Origin of the sequence: Reichenbachiella sp. MALMAid0571 (assembly GCF_040151475.1) — a bacterium.
Classification (GTDB): domain Bacteria; phylum Bacteroidota; class Bacteroidia; order Cytophagales; family Cyclobacteriaceae; genus CAXBNB01.
The window spans coordinates 23,177-33,277 of record NZ_JBDKWG010000078.1 but is presented as its reverse complement, the minus strand read 5'-3'; the positions used below and the strand labels follow the sequence as shown (position 1 = coordinate 33,277).

General features: G+C 39.3%; 8 protein-coding genes. 3 read left to right on the top strand and 5 right to left on the bottom strand.

All coding sequences use genetic code 11. The features are described 5' to 3' along the window. Positions 1-160: 160 nt before the first annotated feature. The 3 genes from AAOP42_RS01840 to AAOP42_RS01830 form a co-directional block, all read right to left on the bottom strand. A complete protein-coding gene (locus AAOP42_RS01840) occupies positions 161-961 on the bottom strand; it encodes an RNA polymerase sigma factor (RefSeq protein WP_349526749.1) in 801 nt (266 codons plus the stop codon). Positions 962-1,014: 53 nt separating this feature from the next. Beyond that, entirely contained in the window at positions 1,015-1,422 is a 408-nt protein-coding gene (locus AAOP42_RS01835) for a YybH family protein (RefSeq protein ID WP_349526748.1), read from the bottom strand. A 354-nt stretch (positions 1,423-1,776) separates the two neighbouring features. Next, the gene (locus AAOP42_RS01830; protein ID WP_349526747.1) at positions 1,777-2,928 is read right to left on the bottom strand and encodes a bZIP transcription factor; all 1,152 of its coding nucleotides are present in this window, start codon (positions 2,926-2,928) and stop codon (positions 1,777-1,779) included. Positions 2,929-3,163: 235 nt separating this feature from the next. Between AAOP42_RS01830 and AAOP42_RS01825 the strand changes: the two genes are divergently transcribed. Beyond that, positions 3,164-4,375, top strand: a complete 1,212-nt coding sequence (locus AAOP42_RS01825; protein ID WP_349526746.1) for an exo-alpha-sialidase — start codon at positions 3,164-3,166, stop codon at positions 4,373-4,375. Positions 4,376-4,380: 5 nt separating this feature from the next. Beyond that, positions 4,381-5,304, top strand: coding sequence for a dihydrodipicolinate synthase family protein (locus AAOP42_RS01820; RefSeq protein ID WP_349526745.1), 924 nt, complete (start codon positions 4,381-4,383; stop codon positions 5,302-5,304). 36 nt (positions 5,305-5,340) lie between these two features. Here AAOP42_RS01820 and AAOP42_RS01815 read toward each other — a convergent pair whose 3' ends face one another. Both AAOP42_RS01815 and AAOP42_RS01810 read right to left on the bottom strand, forming a co-directional pair. Continuing rightward, positions 5,341-7,986, bottom strand: coding sequence for a sodium:solute symporter family protein (locus AAOP42_RS01815; RefSeq protein ID WP_349526744.1), 2,646 nt, complete (start codon positions 7,984-7,986; stop codon positions 5,341-5,343). Beyond that, positions 7,983-8,690 (bottom strand): FadR/GntR family transcriptional regulator, encoded by a 708-nt coding sequence (locus tag AAOP42_RS01810; RefSeq protein WP_349526743.1) that lies wholly within the window; start codon positions 8,688-8,690, stop codon positions 7,983-7,985. The genes AAOP42_RS01815 and AAOP42_RS01810 overlap by 4 nt, the downstream gene beginning before the upstream one ends. A gap of 175 nt (positions 8,691-8,865) precedes the next feature. Between AAOP42_RS01810 and AAOP42_RS01805 the strand changes: the two genes are divergently transcribed. Beyond that, positions 8,866-10,101, top strand: coding sequence for a sialidase family protein (locus AAOP42_RS01805; RefSeq protein ID WP_349526742.1), 1,236 nt, complete (start codon positions 8,866-8,868; stop codon positions 10,099-10,101).

The following is a 10,101-nucleotide window of genomic DNA, read 5'->3' as shown; positions in this document are numbered from 1 at the left end:
AAGGGTATGAATCAATGCTTTCCTACTACCAGAATACGCAACCTTCGATTCGATGAACCGCCGTATACGAGACCCGTACGTACGGTGGTGTGAGAGGTGCACCAGTGGGCTATTTGCTCACTGGCCATCTACTCGATTATGCGTTCGGCTTTTTCGTTATTCAGTTGTCGTTTATTATATTTTTTGTTGCAATTATTTCATTTAGTTGTGTAATAAAATTTACATCATTTTTAAATGTCCCGTGATTTTGATAAATACCTGTAAGCGAATTTAGTTCTTCCATTTCTTCATTGTAAAACTCAACCTTATCTGCAAAATTCAGTTTATTTTTATCAATTCGTCCACAGGAAATAGCAGGATTTATTCTTTTGTTGCAACGACAATTATTATAAGGATTGTAAATTCCACAATTTGAGTTTAAAAATTCTCCAATATGTTTTCTTGATAATTCAAGTCGCTTTCTGAAATTTTCAGGTGTTGTATTTGTAATGTTTGAAGCGACATTGCTTTTTATTTTCAAAACGCTACCAAGTATAAAAGCAATTCTTAAATCACGGTCTAAACATTGCAACATTGCCAAAGTACAACCAGTTTTCATTTCTTTTTCCAAAAGATTTTTGTCTGGTAAATCATAACTTGTTGGCTCTTTGATTGCTTTTAAATCGTCTGCAAAAACTTCAAATGAAGTTAATGTTTTCTCAAGATTTGTTTGTTTTAAATTTATCAAATAATTTGTTGCAATTCGATAAACATAAGTGTTGAACTTACTTCGACCATTAAATTTACTTAAATTGGTAATTACTTTGATTAGAATTTCTTGTGTTGCATCTTCTGCATCCATTCTGTTCCAAAGAAATCTAAGTGATAAATTATAAACCAAAGGTTGAATTGAGTTAATCAATTTCTCAAAACTTTGTTTATTACCTTCAATACACGATTTAATAAGTTCTTTTTCTTCCATTATTCAAAAGTAATAAACAAGGGTTTGCCGAAGGCAAACCCTTGTAGGATTTTTTAATTCTTACCAAGTAAAAACTGTCCGTGTGGATTGTCTTGTATCATAAGCCAATTTCCGTCTGCTTGTCTTCTTAAAACAGCAACTGATAAACCACTTTGTTCAATTTTTGTTCCGTCTGGAAGTTGTCCAACCATTTTCCAAGGTGCAGTATGGGTTGCAATATCACCCGAAACATAAACTTCGTGACCACTGAAAGTATATTGAGGATTCATACTTACAAACTCTGTAAAAACCGCTCTTAAAGTTTCCTTTCCTTGAACTGGTTTCTGAGGTTCAAACATAACAATTGCATTGTCTTCATAAGTTGCTAAAACGCCATCAATGTCTTTGTTTTGAAATGCAGTTACCATTCTTTCAATTGTACTAAATACTTTTTTCTGTTCTTCATTAAAATTGTTTTCCATTCTTTTGTCTGTTTTTTGAATTGTTTGTTTGTTTTTTACCTTTTGTTCTGTCTGTGCATTTCCATTTGAAATTACTCCAAATGTCAATGCGATTAATAACATACTTGTCTGTCGCATTATTCTTTTTATTTTAATGTAGTCGATTAATTTCGGCTACATTTTATTAGACAGGTAAAAATGGAAACTGTGAATTTTTCTTCGTTTATTTTTTTGTCGAGTGTCTTTTTAAGCTGACGCATAACGACTAGCTAAACTCCGTAAGCTAAACTTTCGTGAAATCACTAAAACTAGCTGAATGCAGAATTTTTGGAAATGCCTCGAAAGCTTATGGAGTTTGAGCGCCTGTTATGATCTTTATTCTTTTTTCAGGGTAGATATTTCTTTCTTAAGTTCTCCGTTTTCCTCTTCTAGTTGGCCTAACCTCTTATTCATCTCAATCATGTAGAGTGTCAGTTCCTCTATCTTCTGAAGCAGTTTAGCGTCCATCTCTCCCAAGTTGATACCATTTTCAGTTACTTCTTCTTCGCTTGGAATTTCTGGAAGATGTCCTTTTTCAGTAATGTGTTGTTCGACTTCCTCAAGGGTTCGGAGTTCATAATCATTTTCAAAAACAAAGTCAGACCAAGTTGTTGTTTCTACCTTGATCTCTCTTGCTCCAATTGAGCCTTCTACTGCAAGTTTGTGTGGCCCTGTTAGAGCAGTTCCAATTCCAATTTCTCCATTTCCACGAATGACAAGTAGGTTATCATTCCACATGGATTTGAACTTTATAGCATTTCCACTTTCACCAGTTCCTGCAAACATTCCAGTTAAGGAGAACTCGTTTGCGCTTATCCCTTCTCCCAACTTAATAATGTCAACATTATCTTGATTTTCGCCCACATTCAAGAATTGCAATGCGCCGCTCTCAATATGAAGTCTTTCCAATGGTTCAGATGTTCCTATACCTATCTTGTTATCACCTCTTAGATAAAGAAGGTTGTCGTTCCAGCTTGATCTAAATTTTAGAGCGTTACCTGATTCACCAGTTCCAGCAAACATTCCAACGAGTGAGAATTCATTTGCTGTAGACCCCTCACCAATTTTCACTATGTCAACATTATTTAAATTTTCGCCCACATTCAAGAATTGCAGAGCACCACCTTCAATATGTAGTTTTTCAGCAGGGGAGGTTGATCCAAGACCTAAGAAGCCTTGATTATCCAAAACAAATCTATGTTGAGAATTTCCGTAAATCGAGAATTTACCTCCTCCCAATGAGGCTCCATTGGCAGTTGACATTAGCGACCAATCAATTCCTCCCGTCGCTGTTGCTCGAAGTTTAATTTGACTTGAAGTTGTAGAAGATTCAACTCTGAGAACCTCTCCGCTGGAATTATCAACCACATGTAGTTTAGTTGAGGGGGAGTGATTGCCTATCGCAACATTCCCACCTGTATCATTAACCTGCCCTAAACACCAATTTGAGATAATTATGCCACATAATAAAAGTCCTATTTTTTTCATATATCTGAGATTTTAAGTCTGGTAAAATTGATCATAACATTTGAGCATAGCGCACTGTGTGCGTTATATATGCACTATACTTTTCTCAAATCTAATGAATTATTAATTTAATTTCATTCCATAACAACCAAATACGGTTGTTTGATCTTTTACATTTATAAATTGACATCAGTATGAAGCATCATTAAACCATAAAAGTGACTAAATAACCAATCCTTGATTTTATATTTAGACTATGATTAAACATTTTACAAAAACACACCTTGTAGCTCTGGCATTGATTGGAAGTCTTTTCTCATGCAGTACTAAAAAAGACAATTATCCTGATCCAAAGATTAATCCTGAATCGCCGCTAATGCTTTCAGGCGATTGGTTTGAAGATTCACATCATATCGAATTTGATAAATTGCCGAAAGTGCCCTCTCAGCACGTAGTGGTCAGTGATGTACAAGCCAAAGATGGAGTCAACCAACACAGCTACCTGATTCATCATAATGATCACTTTTGGATCATGTGGAGCGATGGGCCAGGAGTGGAAGACAGGGTAGGCCAGGTAGTGAAATATGCAACCAGTGAAGATGGCTTAAACTGGACGGCACCTAAGCTCTTAACTCCTTATCCGCCTAATTCGGATCCTGATTCTCCGCACTACAACACAAGGACAGAAGAGGGGTTGAGGTGGATTGCCAGAGGGTTTTGGGTGTATAAAGGAGACCTGTTGGCACTTGCTTCATTGGACGAAGCAGCAGGTTTTTTTGGAAAAAGTCTTGAGCTGAGGGCTTTTCGTTGGAATGAAGAAACGGGAGCGTGGATGGATTTTGGGCAGGTTCATGACAATACGATCAATAATTTTCCTCCAAAAAAATTGCCGACCGGGGAGTGGCTGATGTCTCGCCGAACTTACGACTATAAGGAAAATGGAGTGGAATTTCTTGTAGGTGGCGTGGAGTCATTTGATCAGTGGAAGTCTTTTCCGGTTTTGGGTACCAATAAGGGATTAACTGCTGAAGAACCGTACTGGTGGATATTACCAAATGATAAAGATTTGATGGCTCTTTTCCGTGACAATCGGAAAAGCGGCTACCTGTACCGGGCATTTTCCACTGACAATGGTACTACGTGGAGTACCCCGGTACAAACCAACTTTCCGGATGCCACCTCAAAATTTCATGGTATCAGACTGAGTGATGGCCGTTATGTATTGGTGTCCAACTCCAATCCAAAGAAAAGGGATCCGTTGACCATTTCTATCAGCAATGACGGAATGGTATTCGATAAAATGGGCTATCTGACCGGAGGAAGGCAAATAGATTATCCTCATGTATTACAGCATGAAAATTACCTTTATATAGCTTTTGCTGGTTCCAAAAAGCAGAAAATTGAAGTACTAAGAATTCTTATTTCAGATTTGGATAATATTAATATGAGTAAAATGTCAGCCAAATAATTATCATGCAAACCAAAAACTTACCTAAAGGAATATTCCCTATTATTCAAACACCGTTTGACAGAAAAGGGGAATTGGACTTTGTGAGCCTGCAAAACCTGATAGAAGATGCTATAGCAGCCGGATGTGATGGATTGATTTGTACCGGTGTGGCTGGTGAAATAGGATACCTCACAGAGGAAGAGCGTTTGAAATTATTGTCATTTGTGTTCAAGACAGTTGATTCAAGAGTGCCAATAATTGTGGGTGCGTCAAGTGATGATGTGGAAATCAGTAGAAAGCTTATTCAGTGGTCTCAGGATCATGGAGGAGTTGCATGTTTGATTCAGGTTCCTTCCATACACTATAAAAATCAGGATTCAATCGTTCCATATTTCCGTCAGATGACCGATGGTTTTTCTTCACCAATTGTTGTTCAGGATTTTGAACTCAATGGATCGGGGATGAGCCTGGACATAATTACCAGGCTTGTGAGTGAAATACCGACGATATCTGGGATTAAAATTGAAACATTACCTTCCGGACCAAAATACACAGCAGTAAAAAAAGCATTGGGAAATGATTTTTATGTTTCAGGTGGATGGGCTGTCACACAACTGATCGAGGCATTGGAAAGAGGTGTGGATGCTATGATACCGGAATGTGCAATGGTACGGCTTTATAAAAAAATATTTCTGTTGTACCAAAATGGCAATGAGGATAAAGCCAAAGTATTGTTCTATAAAATGCTTCCGATTTTATCATTTACAAACCAGGAAGTGGGAAATTCCATTAAATTTTTCAAATGCTTATTGGTCGAAAAAGGAATCTTTAGCACTGCTAAAATGAGGTGGACAGAACCCGAATGGGATAATTATAGTCATCAGACTGCTCGAAATCTTATACATTTATACTTGTCGTTGGAAGCGGAATTGGATGGATCTGAGTAAATATGGAATATTCAAGTAAAAAATTGATGTTAATGGTCAACGGCTTTTTTTGTGGCTGTGCCACGTAAAATCGGTTATTTCTTTTTGGTTGGGTTTAAATATACTCGCTATCAATGCCAGTGCTATACTTGTAACAAGACCCACTAAGCCATAGAGTAGAAATGAGAGATCAGTATGATTTTTTACAAATAATAAAATAGCCAGGCTACCAATAGTGCCAATTAATGCAGCTGAGCCTGATATTCTTGGAAAGAATATGCCCATGATAAACAGAGCTCCCAATCCACCGGTAAGGAGTCCAACAAAAGTATTGAACTGATCCCAAAGTGAGGCGATGTTCCAGGTTGCCAGTATCAGTGCCATCCCAATTCCCAAAATTCCTACTATGATACCCGACCAACGTGCAATGCGCATGCTGTCAGAAGTGGAACTGTTTTTTGCTATGGATTTATAAAAATCGGAGGTAACTACTGCTGCTACTGAGTTGATGTTAGAGGAAAGTGTGGACATAGCAGCCGCAAAAATGGCCGCAATCAATAATCCTGCTACTCCGGTCGGCATTTGTCCTACAATAAATTGAGGAAAGACCGAATCGATATTGGGATTTACTACTGACAAGCGTTCAGGATTAGAGGTGTAGTAGGCATACAGTGCTGTTCCCAACAGAAAAAAAATGATGGTAACCGGAATACTCAATAATCCATTGAGCCAGATGCTTCTGGCAGTTGCTTTTTCATCATGGGTAGTCATGTACCGTTGCACGATACTCTGGTCGCTGGTGAAAGAAATCAGGGAATTAGCCAAACCACCTATTATTACCACCCAGAATACAGGTTGTGAAAAATCGAAACGAAAATCAAATGTATGAAACTTCTGTTGTTGCACAGTGATGTCAATAAAACTACCCAGTCCGCCTTCAACACCTGTGAGCATAAACATAAGGGCTACAAATGCGCCTGACAATAGTATAAAACACTGTACCACATCTCCCCATACTACTGCTTCAATGCCACCACTGGTGCAATAGATGATGGTAACCACACCCATAATGATGATGGCCCAATACACGCTGAAACCTGCCACCGCATTCAATGCAAGAGCAGGCAGAAAAAGAACAATGGCAATGCGACTAACCATGAAAAATACAAATAAGGATGATGCCAGCCAACGAACAGATCGGTTGAAGCGAATGTTCAGGTATTCATAGGCTGTATCAAAATTGAACCTGCGGAAAAACGGAAGGTAATACCGGATAACTATAGGTACGATGAGTACGATGGGCATGTTGTAAACAAACATCCTCCAGTCCGTAGCGTAAGATTTTGCTGGAATGGAAATAAATGTGATGGCACTGAGTGAAGTGCCTAAAATACTGATTCCGGCGGCCCACCAGGGAATCCGGCCTCCGGCTTTGAAGAAGTCATCTGTATTGCTTTCTTTTTTCATAAAGAAAAAACCAAGGAACAGTATTCCACCAAAATACAGGCCAAGTACAAGGTAATTTAGCCAGCCAAAATCGGGCTTGACAGAAAAGCTGAGTTGTACTATTTCCGGATTGCGAACACCGGGGCGAATTTCTCCTGCTGCGACAATGATGGAATTGTTCCAGTTAACAGCCGGAGCAACAGCAATAGGGGTGCCTTGCCACTTTCCTGCTTCAAACCAGGTATCTGTTACTGTATTGTAAATCAAAATTTTGTTATTGAATCCTGGGTGGTTTTGCCACAAAGAGTCTCTGCGGGTTTGTGCGTCAGGGTCGCCTGCTTGCATGGCATTGATAGCTCTTTCGCCTGCATTGAAAGTGAACCCGTTATCACCTCCAACCAGTACTACATGGGAGGCTCCAATAGGAGCGACTGCTGAAGCTGCTAAAGGCAGGGGTTTTTTATTGTTGAGACAGATGTTTTGCATCTCTTGCCACTTGCCTGTAGAAATCCGAAATCTATATACTGAAGAATAAAAGGTATTGATCTTCTCACCACTACTTTTGGATCTGCCACCAAAAACATGCAGACTTACTTCTTCACCATCCATTTGTGCTACAGTCATAGCATACGCTACAGTCTTAGGAAAGTCAGGCAGTTTTTGCCACCCTTCATTGACATTGTCAAGATTCAGCATTAAAAAATCAGAAACAATACCTTCCGGACTCTCTCCCCCTACTACATACAGTTGCGAACCTATTGCAGCAGCAGCAGCTCCTTTAATAGCCTTGGGAAGTTTGGGCAACTTTTCTATTGTGATGTTGTCATTTCTGGAAATCAAAAGTACCTCATCGCTTAAATCGGTAGCTGTAATTCCTCCGATACAAATCAGTCCTTTGTCCGTAGTTACTGATGCTCCTTCAGCTACTCCAAAAGGTAGTTTTGTCGAGAGTCCTGTTTGTATGAGATCACCATCTTCGGTGCGTTCAAATACCATAAGGACATCTGAAAAGTATTTGGTGCCACCTTCCCATGGTTTGCCCTCAGGAAACGCAGACCCTCCTGCCACAATCAGGTAATCGCCAACTACTCCAGCGAAAGTACCAGCCAATCCCTCATCGCCTTTTACTCCTTCGATATCTTTAATACTGCCAATGTTGCGTTGCTCTATCCGGTTAATTGGTTCGCCTTTATTTGCAGACAGTTTTCCTGATAGGAGTAATAGGAAGATTACTTTTATAATTAATGATTTATTCAAAACAAACGTGAAAAGTGGTTTTCTAAATGGTTGCGCATGGCATTCCTGAAAAGTTCCGGAGAACCATTTTCCAAAATATCAACCAGACCTTTGTGTGAGACAAATCTGCGGCTATCCACCTGGATTTTTAACAGTCCACTGTGATGGACATAATCGAAGAGCGGAAGTAATAGTTTCTGAAAGTTTTTCAGGCTTTGGTTGCCAGTTATATCATACAATTTGGAATGAAAAGCAATTTCGTGATCGATAGAAAATACGTGTGGTGCTGTGGCTTCCGGCTCATCTTTGGAAACAATCTCATTAAGCTGAAGTATGTCGTCAGGAGTAATGCGCTGGAAAATAAAGTCAGCCATGCCTATTTCTAAAATAAGCCTGAGCTCAAACATTCCCTTTAGGGTATCCTGATCCAGAATGTAAGGATTCAAACTTTTACCCATGACATTGAAAATATCAGGACTGGTGATTACAGAGCCTTTCTTTTTTTTGGATTCAATCAAACCAACCACACGCAATCGAAGCAGGGCTTCTCTTATTACCGTTCTACTTACTCCCAAGGTATCCGCCAGTTCCATCTCTTTTGGAATCACATCACCAACTTTTAATTTCCGTTGTTGCAATAGTTCAACAAGTCTTGCCTCTACTTTATCAACCAATGAGGAGGTATTTGACCCGGTATGCTCTCTCTTTATTTCGGATAAAGCCATATTATGTATTACTTAATATTAATTACCTGGTGCAATTTATCAACGTTTTGTTGGATTACAAGTATTTTTTCAACTAATTAGCCGCTTAAATCCTTCCTTAATGTTTATTATGTATTACATATAAATGGTATGGAGATAAATTAATTTCGAAATAGAACGATTAAGATAAGAAAAGATGAAAAACAGATTTTTTGTGGTTGCCTTGGGGGTTTTGGTTTCCTGGGGTTGCATGCCACGCACAAACAAAGAAGTACCAACTGACAATTCAGTGGATATAATGAATACGGTAACGATACCCGCTATTGACCTCAATGGAGAACTCGATCGACAGGTTGTGGTTGACCGTGAACAGGGACAGTACCTCGGGCATGTTTCGACAATTTTGCTAGAGGATGGTAAAACCATTTATGCGTCCTATCCTAAAGGTCACGGACGGGGTCCCGTAATATTGAAGAGAAGTGATGATGGAGGCTTATCCTGGAGTGAACGATTGCCTGTGCCAGAAAGCTGGGCGACAAGTAAGGAAACCCCTACACTGAAAAGGGTAGTGGATGCAGATGGAAACAGGCGCATTATTATGTGGTCTGGTCTGTATCCTGTAAGAATATCAGTAAGTGAAGATGATGGTGAAACATGGAGTGAACTAAAGCCAGTGGGTGATTGGGGTGGTATTACTGTAATGGGATTTACCGAGGCACTTAATACTAAAGGCCATTACATGGCAATGTTTCATGATGACGGACGATTTATCAAAGGTGGAGATCAAGAGTTTTGGGGTTCACCAGCAGGAGTGAAATCAGATTCAATGATGTTGTATAGTACTTTTAGTTACGATGGTGGGTTGACCTGGTCCGATCCCAGAAATGTGTATGAAGACAGTACAGTATTGCTCTGTGAACCTGGTGTAATACGCTCACCGGATGGAAAACAAATCGCTGTATTGTTGCGTGAAAACAAGCGAAAAAAAAATTCACACATAATTTTTTCTGACGATGAAGGCAAAACATGGACGAAACCACGTGAACTTCCTTTGTCTCTGACTGGCGATCGTCATACTGCCAGATATACTCCTGATGGAAGGATATTTATCAGCTTTAGAATAATTTCACCTGATAATAAAACAGATAACCGTCCATTTGAAACCGATTGGGGTGGATGGGTAGGAACCTATGACGACTTGGTTCATGGTCGAGAAGGTCAATATGTAGTACGGCTTAAAGAAAATCATATCTCGAAAGATGGTTGGGAATACGATACAGCCTATCCCGGAGTTGAGGTTTTGCCTGATGGAACAATTGTAGCTACCACTTATGGTCACTGGGATGCTGGAGAACGTCCATACATACTTTGTGTCCGGTTTAAGCTTGAAGAAATTGATCTGCTAAATAAAAAGAAGACTGTTAATCCGTAA